Here is a 20,152-nt window from a genome sequence, read left to right as displayed (position 1 = left end):
CACTAGTCTGCTCCATAGAATGATTCATATTCATATATCGATTTCTTATTTAACTAATCCAAACCGGTGTGCATATACGGCAATTTGTGTACGATCTTCAAGCATTAATTTCTGAAGAATGTGACTTACATGTGTTTTCACGGTCTTTATCCCAATAAAAAGCGCATCAGCAATCTCTTGATTACTCTTGCCTTCACCTATGAGAAGCAGCACTTCATGTTCACGTCTCGTTAAACTTTCATGAAGAGGTTTCTCTTTCGCACTTCGCATCCTTTGCATCATTTTATTCGTTACTTGAGCCTCTACGATTGCTTCTCCCTTAGCTGCACTTCTTATCGCCGTTGCAATTTCATTTGCAGAGGAAGTTTTTAACAAATAACTAAAAGCTCCAGCTTCAATAACAGGATATACTTTTTCATCATCAATAAAGCTCGTCAAAACAATCACTTTAACATTTGGAAGCTTTTCTGTAATGGATGAAGTCGCTGTTATCCCATCCATCGTTTCCATCACTAAATCCATTAAAACAACGTCAGGCTTTTCGTTTAATACTAAGTCCACGCCTAATTGACCATTGCTAGCCTCTCCAACAACTTCAATATCAGCTTGTGTTGATAGAAAGGCCGACAGCCCCATACGTACCATTTCATGATCATCAACTAATACGACTCGAATCATTGTTCGTCCCTCCATGTGACTGGAATGTTCGCCTCAATTTGTGTTCCTTTACTCGGTACAGAAACGATATGAAGTGTACCACCAATCTCATTCATTCTCTCTTTCATTGTTTGCAAACCATAAGAACTTTGTTGAACGGCCTTTTCAGAGAAGCCAACACCATTATCTATTAATTTCAATTTGACTTCTTTATCTGTTTGTTTTAAATCAAATTCAAGCAATGATGCTTTTGCATGCCTAAGGACATTTGAAATCGCTTCTTGAACCATTCGAAACAGTTGATCTTCTATTCCTTTTGGCATCGATAAATCATCCGCTATCTTTACTTGAATTCGTATTTGATATTTTTGCTTTAGCTCTGTAAGAAGCTGCTCAACCCCTTCATGAAGACTTTTACCTTCTAAATGCGCAGGTCGCAAATGAAGCAATAACGCCCTCATTTCAGCCTGGGCCGTATTGGCCATCTTCTCCACTACCTTCACTTGCTCAACAGAAGAATCTTCTCTTTCCTCAAGACTTTGCTTAATCGCTGCTGTCATCATTGAAATCGCAAACAATTGCTGACTAACAGCATCATGTAATTCCCTTGCTAACCGTTGCCTTTCCTCAGTAACAGCAGCTTTTTTCACTGAATCCTGCATACGAGCTCGTTCAGCTGATAAACGTTGCAAAGAGGCTACTTGCTCCTCGATATGAGCGGCCATTCGGTTCATACGATCCGCAAGCTCTGACACTTCATCTTCACCACTAATTTCTGTTCGATAAGCAAATGTTCCCCTCTCATATTTCGCAGCAGCATGAACAAGCTGATCCATTCTTCTCCGCATCGGCAATGCTTGAAGATAACCACTTACAATCCCTGTCATAATAATAACGACAATACACAATGCTAACACTGGTATACCTGCAAGTGAATAATCAATTAACAATAGAAAGCCACGACTACTTTCGTACGTAATCATGAAAATCAGAAAAAATGAAATAAGAAACATCGCCACTAAATTATGTCGAATAAACTGCCATTGTATACGCGCAAGCCGTTTTCTCATAGTGAACGCACCTTCACTTCCCCAATCGAGGTTGATAATATGAGCTTGACACGTCGAGAGGATTCTTTATATCCTTTCGTTGTAATACTTAAGTTCGGATTAATACCGCTATGCCGCTCATGAAGAACAGCTACTTCCCCAAGGATCGTGGACGCTTGCACAGACACAGCTAAATCATCAGGTATATAAACCTGAACCTCTCCTATGAAACCTTGAACAATAACAACCGTCTCACCTTCTGGTATAATAGCCCGAGATAAATCTAGACGAACTTCACCTATACCGTTCCACACAGTCATATCTCTTAATTCAAATGATTCTCGATAATCAACCTCACCAATAATACTTCTACGAATAATTGGCGCATCATTATGAAAAGCGCTATGTTCTTGTCGTGGCTCTTCTTCCTTCTGATCATTTTCATCTGTTTCCCATTTTGTTTCGTAAATGTTTTTTTGATTATCCTTGTTGTTTGAGCGTAATAAACGAACGCCAAAATAGATGGCCACACCTGCAATAAAAAGGGAAAAGAAATTGATTGAAAAAATGAAATCAAACACAACGGTTAAAAAAATGATAAAAAACAGCAAACTTAAAAAACGATGACCCTTTTGATAAAAGAAAATCGCCAACAATATAAAAATGAGCGGCCCAATTAAAGAACCCATTGAAAGATGGAAGGAATTAAACAGAAGATTTAATCCGATAATAGCAATAATAATTCCAATTAATGTTTGTTTCTTCATGAGAACCGCTCCTTTCCTACTATTTATTTTATTACAATATCTCCGGAGGTCGTTGTGACCGAGACCGGATATTCTCCCTCACCAATCTTACCAGAAATTTCACGATTGGAAAGCTGTTGATTTGACAAACTCGGTACAACCATTAGATCACCAGAGGTCGTCTTTAATGATAAATCGGCATTCGCATTGGCCAAGCCTACAAGCACATCACCTGAAATCGTTCGTAGTGTCGCTTCTTTATGCTCGTGCTGAAATTCTGCATGAATATCGCCTGAAGTCGTCTTTGCAACTAGAGTTCCTTGAATAGTTGGGATACTAATGTCTCCTGAAACTGTCTCAGCCTTCACTTCTTCTGCCAAGACACTTTCAATTAAAATATCACCAGAGGTCGTATTAAATACAGCTGCCGAATCAATTGTAAGAGAATCAGCCTTTAAGTCACCTGATACCGTTTTTAACGCAATAGAATTTAATCGTGATAATTCACGTATGAGTATGTCACCTGAAACAGAATGAACTTCTAAAGAGTCGATATATTCTGCTGGAATTCTAGCAATTGCTTGCTCTTGCTGAAAAGAAAAATCAAATGATAGAAAGGCAAAACGTTGTTCTCGTTTAATCTCTACTGTTAATGTACCATTTTGCACCGAAGAATACATATTCGTACGATTATGCTTATTTACTAACTCAACTTCAATAGATGAGCTATCTGATGCTTCAATTTGCCAATCAACTGCCACACCAGACAGCTTCACCTCATTCAATTGATCAATGGGTTCCTGTAAGTAGTCCCCTACCTCATCCTTGTTCATTGTTGACCATGCTGGCCAAACAGCAGATACAACGACGATTACACCAATAATAATTAAAGCGACCCCCAATAAAGATTTCATTATAAGTCCTCCTCATTCATTTAAGAACAGTTATCTTAAATGCTATGAAGTCGTGAGGGATGGATAAATAAACTCTCCAGTTCCCGCACGACTGTACTCACATTTTTTTTTCGTTTAATTCAGCCTTTAATTGCTCTAACTCATCCATTACTAATTGATTTACCTGTAATGTCTCATGCTTATGCGTCTTCCCTTGGTGTCGTTCCATTTCCGTTATTCTCTCTTCCCAACGTTCAAATGGATCTTCCTGAATTTGCGAACGACGGATGCCTTGCTTCTCTAACTGTTCAACATGCCGTTTTGATTCAACTGCTTCCGTTCGTAATAACAGATCAAGCTTACGTTCCTTAAGCTTTTGATACTTCAGAAGCAACTGCTCTAATTCAGCCTTTTGTTCAACAAGCTGCTCCTCATTACGCTCAAATAAAGCATTATAGCGATTTTGCTGCTCATACGCATCATGCTTGTTGCTTAGTAGTCTTTTTGCTAACTCCTCATCACCATTTTCCAGGGCGATTTTCGCTTGCTTTTCTCGTTTCGCAATGGTTTCCTTCAACTGTTCAGCATCCATTCTTAACATTTCAGAAAGCTCTTGCTTCTTTTCAATTAATTGCGTCATACGTTTCATTTCTGCCTTCACATCTCGCATATATTGCTTCACCATTATAACAGGATCTTCCATCTTTTCTAACCCTTCATTTACATAAGCCTTAAAAAATTGCTGAACTCGCTTTGTCATATCCATTTTTACCATCCTCCTACTATTTCTTTTCTAATAAGCGATCGATTTCTTCATCTAATGAGTCATATGTTGATTTCGAATAATCCAAACTTTCTTCTTCCTCTTCATGGCTCTTCTTCGTATCACTTTTTGTCATAAATTGATAGCCAACATAAACTAAAAACCCACCAATTAATAAACTAATGACACCTCCTATACCTCCAAATAAAAAGCTTATTCCTAGAACAATCAGAATAATGCTAGATAATGACCAACGGCCATTCTCTTGGTAGCGGCAGTACCCCCAATACAACAACGCAGCACCAATTGCAAGTCCAAGTAATCCTCCAAGATGTATTCCAATCAAGCTTAGTAGCATACTCGCTCCAATAAAAATAAGTAAGAAACCAGCAAACACTTTTCCTGTTAATTTCATCGCTATGTCCTCCTTCTTGAATCTACTCTTATCATACGGAACACTCGATTTATTGTAGCCACTCTCAAGATTGTTTTTCTCTCAGACTTTAGACTGAGAGAACACTCAGCCTCTTGTCCTTTCCGTGAACTTTCTTGGATCACCCTATTTTTAATGAACAATTGCGATATAATAGACTAAAGCTATGAGATTTCTACACGGATAACTCATGAAAAGGTCCAAACTCCTAAAATTTCATCTTTTCAATTATTTGATTCATAAAATCGATTTGATTTAGAATATATTTAAATCAACGTTCGTTACATACACTGAGGAGGTTTCATAATGGAAGTTTCAATCTGGCTCGCTTTTTTTGCTGGAATTATATCTTTTTTATCACCATGTATTTTCCCACTCGTACCAGCTTACTTAGCTCAATTAACTGGAACTTCAGTTGCAAATAATCAAATTCAAGCAGATCGACGCTTTATCTTTTCACGTAGTATCGGCTTCATTATCGGATTTACAACGATTTTTTTAATGCTTGGTCTATCATCAACGTTCATTGGACAGCTCTATTCAGGGAATCGGCAATTGATTGAACAGCTCGGTGGGATTATTATTGCGGTATTTGGGTTACAAATGATGGGAATCATTTCGATTCGTATGCTTATGAGTGAGAAACGGTTAAATGTAAAGCCGAAGAAATCAAAGAGCTTTGCTAACTCGATTTTAATTGGCTTTTTGTTTGGTACAGGCTGGTCACCATGTATAGGTCTTGTCCTTTCATCAATTCTTCTTCTTGCAGGCAGTTCAGAAACAATGATGACAGGGGTTTTCATGTTATTCGTCTATTCGATTGGTCTTGGAGTTCCTTTTCTCCTCGTCTCTCTTATTTGGTCAAAATCACTTGATAAAGTACGCCGCATAAACAAATGGCTCCCTACTATTCAAAAAGGGAGCGGTGTCATTATGGTCATATTAGGAATTCTATTATTTACGGGGCAATACAGTACGATCTCAGCCTATTTAGCCAGGTTTGTCCCATTTGGAATCTAATAATAATTAAACATATCCATTAAGCAACCAATGACGTAACTGTCGAAAGGTCAACGTACAGATTACGTCATTAGGTTTATATATGCCAATTTAATCACGATTGATGGAGAAGCATTTCTTCAATCATTTTGGAATCAAGTGGTTTACTATAATAATATCCTTGAAGGATGTCACACTTGGCTTTCTTTAAAAATGCCACTTGCTCTTTCGTTTCAACTCCTTCTGCAATAACCTTCATCTTTAGATTATGCCCTAAAGCAATGATTGTAGTAATAATATCTCGATCATCATCTACTTGTATATCTTTCACAAAAGATCGATCTACCTTTAAATGATCAATAGGGAACCGTTTTAAATAGTTTAACGAACTGTATCCTGTTCCAAAGTCATCGATTGCAATCTTCACGCCTAATTTCTTTAATTCTGTGAGAATAACGATTGCCGTATCCGCATGCATCGCCATCGATTCAGTAATTTCCAATTCAAGAAAGCATGGGTCTAACTGTGTTTCCTTTAAAATAGCATCTATTTTTTCAATTAAGTCTGATTGATAAAATTGACGAATAGAGAGGTTGACAGATACGACTATCGGGGATAAACCTTTCTGCTGCCACTCTTTATTTTGCTTACAAGCGGTTCTAATCACCCATTCTCCAATTGGTACTATAAGCCCCGTCTCTTCGGCTACTGGTATAAATTCTTGAGGTGAAACCATCCCTAATTCATCATTATTCCATCGAATAAGCCCTTCAACTCCATAAATCGTATTTGTTTTTGCATCCATTTGTGGTTGATAAAGTAACAGTAATTCTTGTTGTTCAAGAGCTTTATGCATTAAAGTCTCGAGCTTCAAGTTACCGTTCGTCATGCCACGCACATAACTACCATATATTTGGAAATTATTTTTACCTTGTCTCTTTGCATGATACATGGCATTGTCTGCTTTTTTAATTAAAGTAAAAGGGGTCTCTCCATGATGCGGATAAAGACTTATCCCCATACTAGCGGTAACAACTGCTTCAAATCCATTTAGATTAAAGGGCTTAGATATATTCTCAATCACATTCTTAGCCGTTGATAGTACCTCTACCTCACTTGTATTTTTTAATAAAAGAATAAATTCGTCTCCTCCATAACGAAAAGCCCTTCCCTTATCCTTTAACACTTTTTCTAATCGATTAGCTACCTTTTGTAACAAAAGATCGCCTATTTCATGACCTAAGTAATCATTAATGAACTTAAAGCGATCTAAATCCAAAAAACAAACAGCAATCATTCCCCTTTTTTCTTTGGCTTCTTTAAGAGCTTGGTTACCTTCAAAACGAAACAAACGTTGATTGGGTAACTCAGTCAACGAATCATGGAATGCTAAATAATTCATTTTTTCTTCTATTCTTTTCTTTTCTGTAATATCCTTTCCAATACAATGAATCCCTGTCAGTATTCGGTCAATAAAAATAGGAATAATCGTGATATGAAAATACATTTTTTCATCATTTTTATTATACATAGATGTTTCGTATTGCTGTGGGTTACCTTCTAACGCTTTCTGGAAATGATGAAAGGTTCTTTCCCTATCCTCTGGCACAATAAGCGGTAAGAATGATTTCTCTAAAAGCTCATCAGCATGATAGCCGGTTAATCGTTCTGTTGCCTGATTTACTTCTAAGAAACGACCCTCTAGATCAAGTGTTAAGACAGCATCTACATTGAATTCAAATAATGAGCGATATCGTTGTTCACTTTCTTCCAAAAGCCTTTTTGTTTTATTTTGAAGAGTAACATTTCTTGCAATACCAATAATTCCAATGACTTGATCATGCAAAATAATTGGAACTGATGTAACATTTAAGTCAATGCGTTGCTGAAGCTTATTCACAATTGCGCTCTCGAATTGCATCGTTTGACCTTGAATGTTTTTCTGAAAGGCATCTTTCGTTTTTTCTTGTTCATCATGAGGAATCATTATTTCAAAAGACTTACCAATTAATTCACTCAACTCGTACTTCAGCATTAACTCACCAGCAGGGTTAAGGTTTGTAATAGCTCCTTTTTCATCTAATGAAAAGACAAAATCCGGATGAAAGTAAAACAATGAATCATATTGTTTTATCACTTTATCTAATAGTCGCTGTATTTCTCCTGGTTTTCTATGATCTCGTACTGTGCAAACGATGAATTTATGGTCTTCTACCATCTCCACCATGCGATGACTCATTACTACTGGTATTCGTTCTCTTTCTTTTGTCATAAGCATAGAATCAATCGTAATCGACTTTCCGTACATAATATCTTGAAGCTCTTTGTAAATAAAATGCAAGGCGCTCGGATCAATAATATCTAGTGGTGACAAGGAGAGTAACTCTTTACGACTATACTTCAGCTGTTTACAGGCCGCTTCATTTACTTCAACAAAACCTTCTATTTTTAATTCCTTGTTTAATGCAATAACAAAAATAGCATCTTGAACGTTATGCATTACAGCTAAAAGTTCTTCCTTGGTCAAACGGGAATCCTTGCTCATTCTATCCCCTTTATTAATCGTCATAAGAACAATCTCCTTCTATGTTGTACTAAGAATCGCCAATTGTAACCGTCCATTTATTGGGGTTCATTATATACTGTCATGTAACGATTTTAAATGCATAGTCTAAAATAATCGTTTATTATTTCAAAAAACCGCAAAAAGCTCTTCACTTTTTACGGTTTCCTTCTGTATTCTTTCTTATCCTCTAACAATCTCATTCGATAACCATTCATCGCTGTTTCACCTAAAATCTCTAAAAAGCGATAATTAGCTGTCGCTCCAACTATAGCTCCAAATCCAGGGATTAGCTGTAGCATCTTAGGTAAATCAATATAATCGCGATAATCTAGTTGAAAAGACTTCCAATCAACTTCTGCCAAATAGACGTCCTTTGAAGGTAATTTCTCTTTTTCTTCTGTCCAATTTTCAATGCGTTCCAATAACATCGGTCGTTTTTCTTCACGAGAGAATGCAAGCTGAAACAAATAAAGGACGAATAATCGCTCCCGATAATCATGAACATCATAACCATACGTTGCAGCAGTATCAAACAGGAATTTCATTTTAATGCTCAATAACAATGGAAAGTCAACCATTCCAAGGATTATACCTCCGGCTCCTGTACCTGCCCCTTCGAGTGCTGCGGTTCTTTTATATGAAGTGAGAATTTCCTTGAAATTTTCATCACGTTCAGAAAGACTCAATCCTTGTTTAGGCTCAATTTTCGTTGTATACTCTGACCCAATTAATGTAGCATGTGTCATATTTTTAATACTTGTTGTCACAAATGTATGCACCTTTTCTGGAATGAGACCATTAACCTTAGCCTGCAAACCTTTTGTATAACGCCCCATCATTGATTGTCGCTTCGTCAGTTTTCGTTTCCATCGATCAAGTTCTTCATAAACCGTTTCTTCATACACAGTGTGTCTCTCCTTTACGACTTTCTCCTTCTATGAATGAGTGTATGACTGCCCATATAGCTATAGAACACACCAATCAGTAGGGCTATAATAGTAATCAACCACTCTGATGTAAGTAATAGAACTAATACTTGAACGGCTGTTGCCCCTAGTAATAAACGAAAGCAAAGTTGAGTTAATGCATGTCTCTTAACAGACTGTTCAATCGGATAGAGATCTACCCATAAGCTCGTATCATAATGATACCAAATCGTTGACAATTGTGTTGTAATCATATGCATAAATAACAGCATAGTCGCTAATTGTAGCCAACCACTTGGTAATACAGCCAATATGATCGCAAGAATAACAACTAACCGAATATAAATACCCGCATAATCATTTGCACGTAGAAATGTTCGAGTAAATAAATAGTGGTAAACAGACGGACTCGGTTTAATTGAATGTAAAAACCATTGCAAATAACGACGTTCGCGAACTTTATTTTTCAATTGAGGCACATCCGTAAACGCATTGGCAATTCGATAGAAAAAGGTCACCATTCCACGCTCAACATCTAATAAATGCTCCCACTTAATCGTCTGTTTGCTTGCTATTTTAGCAAAATAAAAAAAGTAAAGGATGGCCATTAACGCTAGTAATGCGATCATTAAAAACAAATCAGCGCCTGAGAAAAGCAAGTAAATAAAAGCAACATTAATAACTCCACGTAAAGCAAAATGAGAATGACGTTCTATTGCATGTTGGAATCTCTGTTCCTCAAAGCTTGTTAAGACATTCCAACCTTTTACGATCATTAGCATCCCAATGATATAAATAATAGGACCTGCATGACTAGAATAATTCATATATAACGGCGATAACAGAACAAATGCAATTAAAACGAATGCACTTTGAATGGCATATGAATACCATTTACACGCTCGAAAGTAACTAGATAGTTGTGATTCATATGGTAATAGAAACACAAGATCACCAGGCTTTACAAATGTACGTACACCACTTCTAGTGAGTAAATGCCCAAACACGAGAACGTATACCCATATTGCCGGGAAATCCGCTGGAAGCCAATCTAAAAAGAGGCTATAATAATAACTTCCAATAATTATGAGAAAGTAGACTGTAAATAGAAAGCCACTGTTTCCGATTAAACGTAAATAGCGAATCGCTTCATTCCAATAAACAGACAGTCTTTCTCGCCACAAAGTTAATCCATCTTTCATACGCGTTCTTCCTTCGTCATTTCGATATAAATATCATCTAACGTTGCATTCTTCATCCCTGTTTGCTCTTGCATTTGCTGTAAAGTACCTTCAAGTAACACTTTCCCTTCATGTAACATAACAAAGCGGTCACAATAACGTTCTGCTGTCGCTAGAATGTGAGTCGACATTAAGACCGCAGCCCCTCTAGTTTTCATCGTATCTAACCAAGTTAAAAACGATTGAATTCCAATTGGATCAAGACCGACGATCGGCTCATCAACGATGTAAACGGGTGGTTCAACTAAAAAAGCACTCATGATCATCACCTTTTGGCGCATTCCTTTCGAAAAGTGACTAGGAAACCAGTGTCTCATCTTTTCCATTCGAAATTCAACTAATAATGTATTCGCACGTTCTTCAAACGTATCCATTTCAAGATCATAAGCAAGTGCTGTCAGTTCTAAATGCTCCCATAGCGTCAATTCATCGTATAAAATTGGCGTTTCTGGAATATAAGCAAGTGAACGACGATATGTATGTAAATCATCTTGCAAAGTCATTCCATTCACATGAATCGTCCCTTGATCTCCTTGTAATAAACCTAGTACATGCTTAATAGTCGTGCTCTTTCCTGCTCCATTCAATCCAATTAATCCAACCATTTCGGCAGGCTCTACTGAAAATGAAATATGATGTAAAACAGGCTTTCGTGGGTGGTACCCTCCTGTTAAATCTTGAATTTGCAACCCTTTTGACATAACGTCACCACTCCTTCTCTTCTATATTACCAAAAATGGACAACTATTCTCTACTATCATGACAAAGCTTTTGTTCTTTCGACTTGACTTCTTTCATTAGAGTCCATATTTTTTGGTGCTTTTTGAACAGGTTCTTAATAAATACCCTTATTTCTCTTGGGACTTTTTCAGTGGCCTCGTCTCAATGGACAAAGGGAATCCTTATTCCTCTAGTTGAGCTAAACAAGGACATAAGGAGACATAAAACCCGAAATAGAGGCATGAGGATAACATAACGACAGTAAAAGATGCAATACAGAGTGAATAGAGGAACTCGGAACACATGTCGCACGAGGTCACCTGACTCGTCGACGCACTCCGCTCTTTCGAGTGGCTGGAGCGCAATGGAACGAACCTGTAGCGGATGCATATTTCCATGAAAAAATGCGGAAGAGCCCAAAAAAAAAATGAAAGCCGATGAAATTTTACACAAATAAAATTTCATCAGCTTTTCATTTCAGAGGAGGGTTTTATCCCAGCCTCTACTTATTTAAACCTTTCTATAAAGCAGGAGTAGGTGTCGGCTCAGGATAACCTTGTTGATACGCGTCATCTACAATTTGACGAATCTCATCAACAGACAAACCTTGGTCTGTTAATTCCATTGAAATATGAGCAATTTCTAAGCACACTCCACATTTTGCTCCATGATCATCCCAAACAACCGTTTCCTCTTCGCGCTCATAAATAAAGCAATCATAAGTATGTCGATGACCTACGTACTCGCCACATCCACAGTAGCAAGGAATATGAACGAGAATATCCTCATAATGAACGGCTCGACTGTATATATCCGTAATCGTATCTGAATAATGATCTAAAAATCGCGGTAATTCCTCAGTCACTGTTTCTTCACGTAAATCTCCATTTATTTCATGACTGTTATGAGGAGAATCATTCTCTGTTCCTCCATCTGAACATCCTAATAATAAGAATGTCAATGCGAATCCAATAAATATCTTCTTCATTCTGTCACCTCTACGAACCATTTCCTTCAGTATACCATTTATAATTACAGACAAGTATAGCAATCGTGTGAAGGTTCACTTGCAACAGTGTCTTTAAGTCGGTATAGTGAAAGAAAAATATGGAAGGATGATCACATTGACTCACGATCCAAATTGTATTTTTTGCAAAATTATAAGAGGAGATATTCCTTCTTACAAATTGTATGAAGATAATCATGTCTACGCCTTTTTAGACATTAGCCAAGTAACGAAAGGACATACACTGATCATTCCAAAAGAACATTACAAAGATGTATTTGAATTACCTAGCGACGTCGCTAGTCATCTTTTCTCCGTTGTCCCAAAAATTGCTAACGGTTTAAAGCACGCTCTAGAGCCACTAGGGATGAATATGATTAACAACAACGGTGAAAAAGCAGGACAAACCGTTTTCCATTATCACATACACTTAATCCCACGCTTTGGAAAAGGGGATGGCTATGGTGCTGTATGGAAAGACCATAGCTCTGAATATACACAAGACGAATTACAGCAAGCAGCAAAAGCCATCTCTACTTTTATAAAAAGCTAACGTTTGCACATTTTTTTTGAAAAACTTTCGGAAAATACACAAAATACAAAACATTTTTCACTCTTTTTATGATAGGATAAGGTTAATGACGTACTATCATATTTAAGCTAAGGGAAAAAGGAGATGGAAGAGAACATGAAAGCTGTTTACAATTTTAATGCTGGTCCTTCAGCATTACCTAAGGAAGTTCTTGAACGTGCTCAGCAGGAACTAACGAATTTCTCCAATACAGGTATGTCCGTGATGGAATTAAGCCATAGAAGTAAAGAATATGAGTCTGTTCATCAAGAAGCAATTGATCATTTGAAGGAGCTTTTAAACATTCCTGATAACTATCAAATTCTCCTCCTACAAGGCGGGGCAAGTCTACAGTTTGCTATGATTCCATTACAGCTCTTAATAAAGGGGAAAATCGGAAATTACATTTTAACAGGTTCTTGGTCAGAGAAAGCGTTAAAAGAAGCTAAATTAATTGGCGAAACCTTTATCGGTGGTTCAGCAAAGGAGAATCAGTATCGTTCAATTCCTGACCTTCAATCATTGCAATATAACGAAACGGATGCTTATGTTCATATTACATCTAATAATACGATATTCGGCACACAGTGGCACAAATTTCCAACTATCACTCATGCACCGTTAATTGCTGATATGTCTAGTGATATTCTTTCACGCTCGCTTAATGTCAATCAATTTGGAATTATTTATGCAGGTGCTCAGAAGAACCTTGGACCATCTGGTGTAACAGTTGCCATTGTGCGCGAAGACTTATTAGAAGCAGATGTTTCCCATGTTCCAACTATGCTTCAGTACAAAACTCACGCTAGTTCGAATTCTCTTTACAACACACCACCATCTTTCTCCATCTATATGCTAAACCAAGTTCTAAGATGGGTAAAAGAGCAAGGTGGCGTCGAGACAATCGAGAATCGAAATGAAGCAAAAGCAAAGCTTATTTATGATGCAATTGATGAAAGCAATGGTTTTTATAGAGGTCATGCTGAAGAAGAAGCACGTTCGAATATGAATATTACTTTCAATCTCCCTAGTGAGGAAGATAATAAAGCCTTCTTAGCAGAAGCAAAGGAACTAGGTTTTGTCGGTTTAAATGGTCACCGCTCTGTTGGCGGTTGCCGCGCTTCAGCTTATAACGCTGTGCCAGTTGAAGCATGTGAAAAACTTCGTGACTTCATGAAGGCATTCCAACGAAAGTCATAAAATACATGCAAGGTATCTTATAGGAGTAACAGCTCCAATAAGATACCTCCTTTTATAACATAAATAAACAATAAGCAGCCATACAGCCACTAATTAAAAATGTCGTCACAATATAAATAAATGACCGATAAAATGGCTTCTTGCTTTCTTGTTGCTTTTCCTTTATAAGTCGAATACTTACGTATATCAGACTATAAGTTGTTAATAGAAAGATTGAAACAAACAATAACGTCAGCGCCTCCATCTGTTTTCCCTCCTTACCTAATGTATATGAAGGACGGAAAGGAAATAGACTATAGGCGAAAGGCGTCCATCAAATAGAAGGAGGGATAGAATGAACGTGAAATCTTTATCAATCGGTCTAATTGCCGGTTCACTTATTGCAAGTGGTATCACACTATTCATCACACCGGCGTCTGGTAAAGAATTACAAGCACGATGCACACAACGATTAAAGGCTGGAAAAGGTTCTCTTCAGCAACTAATGCGACAGTGCTCTGACACAACAGCCAAATTAAAACATACTATTCACATTACAAAAGAACAAGGCCAAGAATTAGCCCATGAATCAAAAGAAATCATTGAGAACTATCGTCAAGATATCGAACCATCACTAGAACGATTAAAAAACGATATTACTAGTTTGCAACAGCAAGTAAATAACATGAAAGATTCTGATTAAGGTGAATTTGCAAGAACAAATCAAATTTTCGAAAAGTTTGAAATAAACACATATTTATCTTTTCTTTTTCTATAAACCTTGTCATAATATAAGGAAGTTATATTGTGATAGAGATAAATAAGAAGCTAAGTTCTATTTTGGAGGAAGAGATCTATTCGTTAGGGGGAGGATTATGGAACAGTCAACAGAAAGCTCCTTAAAACAGTCCGTTATTTTTAGTCACAAAGTTGCACAGTTAAGTAAAGCATTATGGAAGTCCGTAGAGAAAGATTGGCAAAGCTGGATTAAACCATTTGACTTAAATATTAATGAGCACCATATTTTATGGATTGCCTATCATCAAGACGGTGCATCGATCTCAGACATTGCTAAGTACGGTGTTATGCACGTATCTACAGCGTTTAATTTTTCGAAGAAACTAGAAGATCGAGGCTTCCTGCTATTTTCAAAGAAGGAAAACGATAAGCGAAATACGTATGTCCAATTAACAGAGGAAGGCAAGGCTCTCTTCCTTAAAACAATGGAATGCTATCAGCCTGATACGTATGGTGTCTTTCAAGGAGCTTTACCAATCAAAGGATTGTATGGTAAATTCCCTGAATTCTCTGAAATTATGAGCATTCTTCGTCATATTTACGGAAACGAATTTATTGATATGTTTGAAGAAACACTTCAGAAATTTGATGAGAGTTTTCATGAAGAAGATGGTCAACTTCAATCCACCACAAATGAAAATGAATATGTGACAGAAGGAGTTTAGCCTATTAAGCTAAGCTCTTTTTTTATTTCATATCATTCTCTTTTTGTCAATAGATATACTCAAAAAATAATAAAGTTTTTTTTGAAAACCTATTGATTTCTCCTCGAAATAAGCGTAAATTAAGCAATTGTTGAGGAGGTGATGACATGAACTGTTGGAAAACAATTCGTGTAACACAAGAGTATGGATTATTAAGGCTTATTTTATTTTCAGCATGTACGATGCTTTTCTCTTTTTTATTTTACTATCTCATTATTAGTAGCTTCACACAAGCACATGAATTCGTTCATGTCAGCTTTATATCGATGATTTGTAGCATTGCTTTACTTATTGCTACCCATAAGCTACTCCACCTTATACCGATTTGGCTATGTGGAAAAAAAGCTTCTATTACGTGTAAATTTGTCATGTTCCTGCCATTAACAGGCATTAAACTATATGAACCTATAGCAAGAAATCTATACGTACTGTCTTTAATTACACCAGCTATCTTATTAACAATGGTTGGAGCATTTTTATCGATTATGTATCCGACGTATGTGGCCTTTATTTCCATTTTAACGTCAATTCATTTCGGTTTAATCTTTTTCGATTTTGTTTATTTATCGTTTATCGTAAAGGCACCTAAAAGAAGTCTAGTCGAAAACCACCCTGAAGGATTCCATATTTTATTAAAAGCGTCTTAACGAGTCTCGTTAGACGCTTTTCCTTTTTTATTTACTAGTGATAATATAATCCAAGCTCAATGTAATCTTCCTTCATGTCCAATGTATTAAAGCGCAGACTCATTCTCTCATCCTCACCAAGCGGAATTTCAGATACTTTTAACTCAACTAATTCCTCAGTAGGATAGATGATTATCCAATGTTCCAACTCAAGAATGTCGTTTAATAACATTAGCATACGATCAACAGGTAATGAAAATAATCCAAGCTCAAATGAATCGACCATTAAGCGCAAATCACCATTAGGCTCCACTTCTGGATTAAAATAAATGACGAGTGGAATTTCTTGACCCATAATATCAAAGCGAGTGCGTAATTGGAGATTCGAATCGCCAAACTCGATTAAATAAGGCACCTCACTTTCTGTTTCTGCCAAAAGTTGTCCAATAAATTGATTAAATCGTTGTTTATCCGTTTCTATTGTGAACAAAGCCTCACCAGTATGGATTGGTTGCGACTCAAATAAATCACCTTCTGCCGTAGGGAATAACCGTAAGATCGATATAAAAAAAAGAATGAATAAAATACCTATGATCGATAGTAATATAAAAAAAGCTGTCTTCCACTTTTTTTCTTGTATTGTCATATCACTCACCTCTTGCTTTTATTTTAAAAGCACCAGTGTGAATTAACAAATACAATTTAAGTGTTAATCCTATCTTTTTTGTCAAACTTTTGATAAAGTTTAACTATTATTGCTCGTCAGGAGGCAAGTGCATGTTTGTAATTAGTAGTTTTTTTGCATTAATTATTTTCTTTCTGATTAATTCAATGACTGACGCTTTGTGCTTAAGGCGTGAAATCCCTTCAGAAAGACAACCGAAATTATTTAGAACGATCAACATATTGATTACTATCCTTTTAACATCTACATATGTAAAGATTCTTTTTACATAAAAAGAGTGAGAGTTTATAACACTCTCACTCTTTTGAATTCCAATCTTTAGTACAACCACGAAGCGCCAATAATCACCAATAAGATGAATAAAACGACTAGCAACGCAAACCCATTATGTCCTTTATGACTCATTACAATCCCTCCAAATGAAATGATCTTGAAAATGAAGCTGTGCGAGTTATCTTAAAGCCAAGATGCACCTACAATTACTAACAAAATAAATAACACAACAATTAACGCGAACCCAGCTTGGTATCCGTGAGACATAACTGCACCTCCTCTTTTTCTAGTTACGATATCTTATGCAAGCAAGAATTTTTCGTACTGGGCAACTGCCCTAAATCAAAATTCTGTACTTCCTCTATCACTGTAAAGTGTGGTATAGTAATTACTGTAAACTTAAGCTTGAAAGCCATTGAGGAGTTGACATGATGAGAAAACGTACGATTGCTGCAATCGGGATTGCTTGCATGACCGTTCTAGCAGCTTGTAATGATGAAGGTGCACAAGACCAAGACCAAGTTCTTGTGACAGTTGAAGGTGTTGACATTACAGAGGGGCAATTAATTGAGGAACTGAAGCAACAAGGCGCGGACGCGATCCTTTCTCAACTTGTAAGTGATGTTGTTATCAAAAATGCCGTTGCAAGCGCTGACATTACAGAAGAAGAAATCGAGGCAGAACTTGAGGAACTTCGCTCTCAGTTCCAAGCGCAATTTAACACAACATCAGATGAAGAAATCCTTGAACTCGTTCAAACTCAATTTAATCTAGAAGAAATTGAGACAATGGACGATTTCATAGAAGAATTTGTTCTACCTGGACTTGTTCTTCAAAAACTTGGTACTGAAGGCATTGATGTAACAGATGAAGATGTACAAGCCTATTACGATGAAAATAGCGACCAGTTCGGCGAGCAAGTAGAAGCAAGTCATATTCTCGTTGAAGATGAAGAAACAGCTGAGGAAGTATTAGAGAAGCTTGAGGAAGGCGAAGATTTTGCTGAGCTTGCGATGGAATATTCAATGGATGGTTCTGCTGCCATGGGTGGTGACCTTGGCTACTTTGGACGTGGACAAATGGTTGAACCATTTGATGAAGCTGCATTCGCGCTTGAAGTTGGCGAAATTAGTGACATCGTCGAGTCAGAGTTCGGTTATCATATCATTATGAAAACGGGATTCCGTGATTCATTTGAAGATTTTGAAGAGGAGATTCGCGAAACGTTGATCAATCAACAAACGCGTTCTCAAGATCAAGTATTAACTGATTTAATTGATGAAGCTGATATTGATGTGAAAGATTCTCAATATGAAGATTTATTTGCTCCAGCTCCAGAATTACAATAGTCACTATCGATTCGAATCATAATGGACAAGCACCAACCGGTTATAGGGGGGCACCAAAAAAGTTTTCTTTTTAACTTTTTTGGTGCCCTTGTTTTGGAATTTTTTCGTATAACGATCTGAACGCATATTACTAACTAACACCCTAATCACTTAACGACTGCGCACGACGCAATTTCAAAAGACTGCCACTTGGTTTTATTATTAAATGTTGCACCGATCCTCTCTATTTGCATAACGTGAAAGTAGGGCATTTCCCCAAATCCATTTGAGATGACGGAAGGATGATGATAATGGCAGGCGCACCAGTATCTACAGGATACAAATATGACTTCACATTGTTAGTCGTTTTATTTATTTTATTAGTCATTGTAGGCTCCGCTTACTTTTGCTAATAACGAAGCAAAAGGGTGTCCAAAACGTTGATCGCTTTTTGGATACCCTTCAGCTTGTCTGTCTAACACTTATTATTCGTTACCGGCCTTACGTTTATTAAGCTCTTCCTCAATTCTTTCCATATAAACTGTTCCTTCCTGCTCGATCCATTTCTGCTCTTCCTTGTAATCCTCATACGTATATTTAATAGCTAAATAGCCACTAATAACAATCCCTAATAAGATGAGATAGACCCACCAAGGGCTTGATATAAGGAATACACCTAAAGACGTTTGAGTCAACAAAAAACCGAGTAATAACAGTCCTAATAGAACGTATGCATACTTACTATTACCATGACGATTCAATTGAATCCCCTCCATACTTGTCATCTTGCTTTATCGTATGTACAAGCATGCTTAAATAGAACTATAAATTTAAAGGAGACTGATGGAAACGTGGTTTATAAAACTGCGATGATCTAGTGCCATCACACGTTCAGAAAATTCACCAGGTTGCACCGTTTCAAGTGCTCGATCCATCATATTAATTTTCGCGTCAATATTATCAATTAAATGAAGGACTTCTGCCTCTTTAACAACAGGGACTTTCGGGCTTCCCCATTCCCCTTTCCCATGATGACTTGCAATTAGATGTTGCAGAATGAGAACTTCTTCACTGTCAATTTTCAGTTCTTCTGCCGCTTGAGCAACCTCTGTCACCATAATCGAAATATGTCCAATTAACTTTCCTTCTAATGTGTATTGCGTATCAATCGGTCCCGACAACTCTCTGACCTTTCCTAGATCATGCAGGATGACACCAGCATACAATAAATCAGAATCTAATGACGGATACAATTCAACAAGACTTCTCGCTATTTTTAGCATACTGACGACATGATAAGCAAGACCAGAAACAAATTCATGATGATTCTTCGTCGCTGCCGGTGACTGCAAAAAAGCCGTCTGATGCTTCTTCATTAGATGCCTTGTAATACGTTGAATATTTGCATTTTTCATTTCAAAAATATATTGAGTAATCTCATCAAGCATATCATCAGGCGAAATCGGAGCAGAGCGAATAAAATCAGCAACTTTCACTTGATCCATTGCCGTTGTTGGTCGAATACTTTGAATTTTCATTTGTCTACGTCCACGATACTCCGATACTTCACCACTAAGATGAACGATCACTTGGCTACAAAATGCCTGTTCATCTTCCGGTGAGCATCCCCAAAGTTTTGCTTCTATTTCTCCTGTATGATCACATAGCTGTAATGTCAAAAAGGGCTTACCGTTGCTTGCAGTCCCTTTTGTCGACGTTTTAATGAGGAAGTAGGTTTCTACTTTATCCCCAACTTGATGGTTACGAATCCCATTCGTCATAAGGCTACGCCTCCCCACTACTAAATTATTCTTATTATACCATATAAGGAAAACGCACTGCGGCCTTTTCTTACTTGCATCGTACGTAGTCGAACAAAGGACCACTGAAACTTCTTGCGGATAATCTTGCCGTGAGTGAAGCTAGGGCTCATATCAAAACCCTCTTCATCTTCCTTAATTCTACTTCCTCGCCACATCTAAATTAAAA

General features: G+C 37.1%; 25 protein-coding genes and 1 pseudogene. 9 read left to right on the top strand and 17 right to left on the bottom strand.

Going from position 1 to position 20,152, the window contains the following annotated elements; all coding sequences use genetic code 11:
* Positions 1–45 precede the first annotated feature (45 nt).
* The 6 genes from JCM9152_RS08080 to JCM9152_RS08055 form a co-directional block, all read right to left on the bottom strand.
* On the bottom strand, positions 46–678 hold the full coding sequence (locus JCM9152_RS08080; RefSeq protein WP_035342999.1) for a response regulator transcription factor: 633 nt from the start codon (positions 676–678) through the stop codon (positions 46–48).
* Positions 675–1,727, bottom strand: a complete 1,053-nt coding sequence (locus JCM9152_RS08075) for a HAMP domain-containing sensor histidine kinase (RefSeq protein ID WP_035342997.1) — start codon at positions 1,725–1,727, stop codon at positions 675–677. The genes JCM9152_RS08080 and JCM9152_RS08075 overlap by 4 nt, the downstream gene beginning before the upstream one ends.
* Positions 1,724–2,473: a cell wall-active antibiotics response protein LiaF gene (gene liaF / locus JCM9152_RS08070; protein WP_035342995.1), complete on the bottom strand. Its 750-nt coding sequence runs from the start codon at positions 2,471–2,473 to the stop codon at positions 1,724–1,726. The genes JCM9152_RS08075 and liaF overlap by 4 nt, the downstream gene beginning before the upstream one ends.
* Before the next feature lie 23 nt (positions 2,474–2,496).
* Positions 2,497–3,366 (bottom strand): DUF4097 family beta strand repeat-containing protein, encoded by an 870-nt coding sequence (locus JCM9152_RS08065; protein ID WP_035342993.1) that lies wholly within the window; start codon positions 3,364–3,366, stop codon positions 2,497–2,499.
* 97 nt (positions 3,367–3,463) lie between these two features.
* Positions 3,464–4,111, bottom strand: a complete 648-nt coding sequence (locus JCM9152_RS08060) for a PspA/IM30 family protein (protein WP_035342991.1) — start codon at positions 4,109–4,111, stop codon at positions 3,464–3,466.
* Positions 4,112–4,127: 16 nt separating this feature from the next.
* Positions 4,128–4,523, bottom strand: coding sequence for a LiaF transmembrane domain-containing protein (locus JCM9152_RS08055; protein WP_035342989.1), 396 nt, complete (start codon positions 4,521–4,523; stop codon positions 4,128–4,130).
* Between the two features lie 321 nt (positions 4,524–4,844).
* On the opposite strand from JCM9152_RS08055, the gene JCM9152_RS08050 reads away from it, so the two are divergent.
* Positions 4,845–5,561, top strand: coding sequence for a cytochrome c biogenesis CcdA family protein (locus tag JCM9152_RS08050; protein WP_081727945.1), 717 nt, complete (start codon positions 4,845–4,847; stop codon positions 5,559–5,561).
* Between the two features lie 94 nt (positions 5,562–5,655).
* Here the strand turns inward: JCM9152_RS08050 and JCM9152_RS08045 are convergent, their stop codons facing one another.
* From JCM9152_RS08045 to JCM9152_RS08025, 5 genes are all read right to left on the bottom strand, one after another.
* Positions 5,656–8,109 (bottom strand): EAL domain-containing protein, encoded by a 2,454-nt coding sequence (locus JCM9152_RS08045; protein ID WP_052015741.1) that lies wholly within the window; start codon positions 8,107–8,109, stop codon positions 5,656–5,658.
* Positions 8,110–8,261: 152 nt separating this feature from the next.
* Positions 8,262–9,011, bottom strand: a complete 750-nt coding sequence (locus tag JCM9152_RS08040; protein ID WP_035342984.1) for an EcsC family protein — start codon at positions 9,009–9,011, stop codon at positions 8,262–8,264.
* A 14-nt stretch (positions 9,012–9,025) separates the two neighbouring features.
* A complete protein-coding gene (locus JCM9152_RS08035) occupies positions 9,026–10,234 on the bottom strand; it encodes an ABC transporter permease (protein ID WP_035342982.1) in 1,209 nt (402 codons plus the stop codon).
* Positions 10,231–10,974 carry an ABC transporter ATP-binding protein gene (locus JCM9152_RS08030; RefSeq protein ID WP_035342979.1) on the bottom strand — a complete coding sequence of 248 codons (744 nt, stop codon included), beginning with the start codon at positions 10,972–10,974 and terminating at the stop codon, positions 10,231–10,233. The genes JCM9152_RS08035 and JCM9152_RS08030 overlap by 4 nt, the downstream gene beginning before the upstream one ends.
* 539 nt (positions 10,975–11,513) lie before the next feature.
* Entirely contained in the window at positions 11,514–11,981 is a 468-nt protein-coding gene (locus JCM9152_RS08025; protein WP_035342977.1) for a PCYCGC motif-containing (lipo)protein, read from the bottom strand.
* Between the two features lie 136 nt (positions 11,982–12,117).
* On the opposite strand from JCM9152_RS08025, the gene JCM9152_RS08020 reads away from it, so the two are divergent.
* Entirely contained in the window at positions 12,118–12,552 is a 435-nt protein-coding gene (locus JCM9152_RS08020; RefSeq protein ID WP_235715659.1) for an HIT family protein, read from the top strand.
* 135 nt (positions 12,553–12,687) lie between these two features.
* Positions 12,688–13,770, top strand: a complete 1,083-nt coding sequence (serC, locus tag JCM9152_RS08015) for a 3-phosphoserine/phosphohydroxythreonine transaminase (RefSeq protein ID WP_035343211.1) — start codon at positions 12,688–12,690, stop codon at positions 13,768–13,770.
* 52 nt (positions 13,771–13,822) lie between these two features.
* Here serC and JCM9152_RS08010 read toward each other — a convergent pair whose 3' ends face one another.
* Positions 13,823–14,014, bottom strand: a complete 192-nt coding sequence (locus tag JCM9152_RS08010) for a hypothetical protein (RefSeq protein ID WP_035342973.1) — start codon at positions 14,012–14,014, stop codon at positions 13,823–13,825.
* Positions 14,015–14,104: 90 nt separating this feature from the next.
* Between JCM9152_RS08010 and JCM9152_RS08005 the strand changes: the two genes are divergently transcribed.
* The 3 genes from JCM9152_RS08005 (at position 14,105) to JCM9152_RS07995 (ending at position 15,898) form a co-directional block, all read left to right on the top strand.
* On the top strand, positions 14,105–14,452 hold the full coding sequence (locus JCM9152_RS08005; protein WP_035342970.1) for a YtxH domain-containing protein: 348 nt from the start codon (positions 14,105–14,107) through the stop codon (positions 14,450–14,452).
* 172 nt (positions 14,453–14,624) lie between these two features.
* Positions 14,625–15,212, top strand: coding sequence for an HTH-type transcriptional regulator Hpr (locus JCM9152_RS08000; protein ID WP_035342969.1), 588 nt, complete (start codon positions 14,625–14,627; stop codon positions 15,210–15,212).
* A gap of 146 nt (positions 15,213–15,358) precedes the next feature.
* Entirely contained in the window at positions 15,359–15,898 is a 540-nt protein-coding gene (locus JCM9152_RS07995) for a DUF3267 domain-containing protein (protein ID WP_035342966.1), read from the top strand.
* A 34-nt stretch (positions 15,899–15,932) separates the two neighbouring features.
* Here JCM9152_RS07995 and JCM9152_RS07990 read toward each other — a convergent pair whose 3' ends face one another.
* The gene (locus tag JCM9152_RS07990; RefSeq protein WP_035342964.1) at positions 15,933–16,523 is read right to left on the bottom strand and encodes a YpmS family protein; all 591 of its coding nucleotides are present in this window, start codon (positions 16,521–16,523) and stop codon (positions 15,933–15,935) included.
* 131 nt (positions 16,524–16,654) lie between these two features.
* Between JCM9152_RS07990 and JCM9152_RS23215 the strand changes: the two genes are divergently transcribed.
* Positions 16,655–16,834 (top strand): hypothetical protein, encoded by a 180-nt coding sequence (locus JCM9152_RS23215; RefSeq protein ID WP_035342961.1) that lies wholly within the window; start codon positions 16,655–16,657, stop codon positions 16,832–16,834.
* Between the two features lie 46 nt (positions 16,835–16,880).
* Here the strand turns inward: JCM9152_RS23215 and JCM9152_RS21805 are convergent, their stop codons facing one another.
* Both JCM9152_RS21805 and JCM9152_RS21800 read right to left on the bottom strand, forming a co-directional pair.
* On the bottom strand, positions 16,881–16,967 hold the full coding sequence (locus tag JCM9152_RS21805) for a YjcZ family sporulation protein (protein ID WP_081727944.1): 87 nt from the start codon (positions 16,965–16,967) through the stop codon (positions 16,881–16,883).
* 51 nt (positions 16,968–17,018) lie between these two features.
* Positions 17,019–17,102, bottom strand: a complete 84-nt coding sequence (locus JCM9152_RS21800) for a YjcZ family sporulation protein (protein WP_060526028.1) — start codon at positions 17,100–17,102, stop codon at positions 17,019–17,021.
* Between the two features lie 164 nt (positions 17,103–17,266).
* Between JCM9152_RS21800 and JCM9152_RS07980 the strand changes: the two genes are divergently transcribed.
* Positions 17,267–18,184 carry a peptidylprolyl isomerase gene (locus JCM9152_RS07980; RefSeq protein ID WP_035342959.1) on the top strand — a complete coding sequence of 306 codons (918 nt, stop codon included), beginning with the start codon at positions 17,267–17,269 and terminating at the stop codon, positions 18,182–18,184.
* Positions 18,185–18,474: 290 nt separating this feature from the next.
* Positions 18,475–18,576, top strand: a complete 102-nt coding sequence (locus JCM9152_RS21795; RefSeq protein ID WP_148296456.1) for a YjcZ family sporulation protein — start codon at positions 18,475–18,477, stop codon at positions 18,574–18,576.
* Positions 18,577–18,648: 72 nt separating this feature from the next.
* On the opposite strand, the gene JCM9152_RS07975 is transcribed toward JCM9152_RS21795, so the two are convergent.
* On the bottom strand, positions 18,649–18,924 hold the full coding sequence (locus tag JCM9152_RS07975; protein ID WP_235715658.1) for a sporulation YhaL family protein: 276 nt from the start codon (positions 18,922–18,924) through the stop codon (positions 18,649–18,651).
* A 61-nt stretch (positions 18,925–18,985) separates the two neighbouring features.
* Positions 18,986–19,944: pseudogene (yhaM, locus tag JCM9152_RS07970) on the bottom strand (3'-5' exoribonuclease YhaM).
* Between the last annotated feature and the right edge of the window lie 208 nt (positions 19,945–20,152).

Source organism: Halalkalibacter hemicellulosilyticusJCM 9152, assembly GCF_000513115.1.
GTDB classification, from domain to species: domain Bacteria; phylum Bacillota; class Bacilli; order Bacillales; family Bacillaceae_D; genus Halalkalibacter; species Halalkalibacter hemicellulosilyticus.
This window is presented reverse-complemented; position numbering and strand designations above follow the sequence as displayed.

Excerpts from the sequence above, each read along its gene's own strand:
- JCM9152_RS08080 (WP_035342999.1), bottom strand. The coding sequence starts at position 678 with ATGATTCGAGTCGTATTAGTTGATGATCATGAAATGGTACGTATGGGG.
- JCM9152_RS08075 (WP_035342997.1), bottom strand. The coding sequence starts at position 1,727 with ATGAGAAAACGGCTTGCGCGTATACAATGGCAGTTTATTCGACATAAT.
- liaF (WP_035342995.1), bottom strand. The coding sequence starts at position 2,473 with ATGAAGAAACAAACATTAATTGGAATTATTATTGCTATTATCGGATTA.
- JCM9152_RS08065 (WP_035342993.1), bottom strand. The coding sequence starts at position 3,366 with ATGAAATCTTTATTGGGGGTCGCTTTAATTATTATTGGTGTAATCGTC.
- JCM9152_RS08060 (WP_035342991.1), bottom strand. The coding sequence starts at position 4,111 with ATGGATATGACAAAGCGAGTTCAGCAATTTTTTAAGGCTTATGTAAAT.
- JCM9152_RS08055 (WP_035342989.1), bottom strand. The coding sequence starts at position 4,523 with ATGAAATTAACAGGAAAAGTGTTTGCTGGTTTCTTACTTATTTTTATT.
- JCM9152_RS08045 (WP_052015741.1), bottom strand. The coding sequence starts at position 8,109 with ATGACGATTAATAAAGGGGATAGAATGAGCAAGGATTCCCGTTTGACC.
- JCM9152_RS08035 (WP_035342982.1), bottom strand. The coding sequence starts at position 10,234 with ATGAAAGATGGATTAACTTTGTGGCGAGAAAGACTGTCTGTTTATTGG.
- JCM9152_RS08030 (WP_035342979.1), bottom strand. The coding sequence starts at position 10,974 with ATGTCAAAAGGGTTGCAAATTCAAGATTTAACAGGAGGGTACCACCCA.
- JCM9152_RS08025 (WP_035342977.1), bottom strand. The coding sequence starts at position 11,981 with ATGAAGAAGATATTTATTGGATTCGCATTGACATTCTTATTATTAGGA.
- serC (WP_035343211.1), top strand. The coding sequence starts at position 12,688 with ATGAAAGCTGTTTACAATTTTAATGCTGGTCCTTCAGCATTACCTAAG.
- JCM9152_RS08010 (WP_035342973.1), bottom strand. The coding sequence starts at position 14,014 with ATGGAGGCGCTGACGTTATTGTTTGTTTCAATCTTTCTATTAACAACT.
- JCM9152_RS08005 (WP_035342970.1), top strand. The coding sequence starts at position 14,105 with ATGAACGTGAAATCTTTATCAATCGGTCTAATTGCCGGTTCACTTATT.
- JCM9152_RS08000 (WP_035342969.1), top strand. The coding sequence starts at position 14,625 with ATGGAACAGTCAACAGAAAGCTCCTTAAAACAGTCCGTTATTTTTAGT.
- JCM9152_RS07995 (WP_035342966.1), top strand. The coding sequence starts at position 15,359 with ATGAACTGTTGGAAAACAATTCGTGTAACACAAGAGTATGGATTATTA.
- JCM9152_RS07990 (WP_035342964.1), bottom strand. The coding sequence starts at position 16,523 with ATGACAATACAAGAAAAAAAGTGGAAGACAGCTTTTTTTATATTACTA.
- JCM9152_RS23215 (WP_035342961.1), top strand. The coding sequence starts at position 16,655 with ATGTTTGTAATTAGTAGTTTTTTTGCATTAATTATTTTCTTTCTGATT.
- JCM9152_RS21805 (WP_081727944.1), bottom strand. The coding sequence starts at position 16,967 with ATGAGTCATAAAGGACATAATGGGTTTGCGTTGCTAGTCGTTTTATTC.
- JCM9152_RS21800 (WP_060526028.1), bottom strand. The coding sequence starts at position 17,102 with ATGTCTCACGGATACCAAGCTGGGTTCGCGTTAATTGTTGTGTTATTT.
- JCM9152_RS07980 (WP_035342959.1), top strand. The coding sequence starts at position 17,267 with ATGAGAAAACGTACGATTGCTGCAATCGGGATTGCTTGCATGACCGTT.
- JCM9152_RS21795 (WP_148296456.1), top strand. The coding sequence starts at position 18,475 with ATGGCAGGCGCACCAGTATCTACAGGATACAAATATGACTTCACATTG.